Annotated in this window: 1 protein-coding gene; it reads right to left on the bottom strand. The window is 55.6% G+C overall.

The window, feature by feature from the left end:
- Positions 1 to 201: 201 nt before the first annotated feature.
- On the bottom strand, positions 202 to 432 hold a 231-nt coding region (locus tag BMI87_RS22730; protein ID WP_210402520.1), incomplete at its 5' end, for a hypothetical protein.

The following is a 432-nucleotide window of genomic DNA, read 5'->3' as shown; positions in this document are numbered from 1 at the left end:
CCACTCCTCTTCCAGCCAAGGAAGCGTAGCGGAAAACTCCAGCTTCAAACGGTCCAGTTTCCGGGGATCAGATCAGTCGAAATCGCTCCCGCTATCGCCTCAGGGGAACTTGATCACGAAACGAGAGAGCCCACGAAGTTCGATATCTGGGTCGCCGACAGGGTCGCCGGACGATCAAACGGCATTTGGCTAGATCAGTTTTCACTCTACCCTGCCGCTCATTTCTGCGAGTTGTTCGGGCGAGCGCTTTGGACGGTGCGGATACCGAAATCGCAGAAGTTTGCGCCCGAAGAGGCGCATCTGGCTTTTTGGCTCGGGTTTAAGTTCGCGAAAGATGGCGAAAGCGGTGTTCGCCTCGGCTTGTCGAGCTTGCAGGAATTTGAAGGGGGCCCAACCGACGGCCCCAAGAAGAAATTCGGAGATCTTTACGAT

It is taken from the genome of Thioclava sp. F28-4 (assembly GCF_002020045.1).
Lineage (GTDB): Bacteria > Pseudomonadota > Alphaproteobacteria > Rhodobacterales > Rhodobacteraceae > Thioclava > Thioclava sediminum.
The sequence above is the reverse complement of the archived record's forward strand: the minus strand, read 5'-3'. Positions and strand labels throughout refer to the sequence as shown.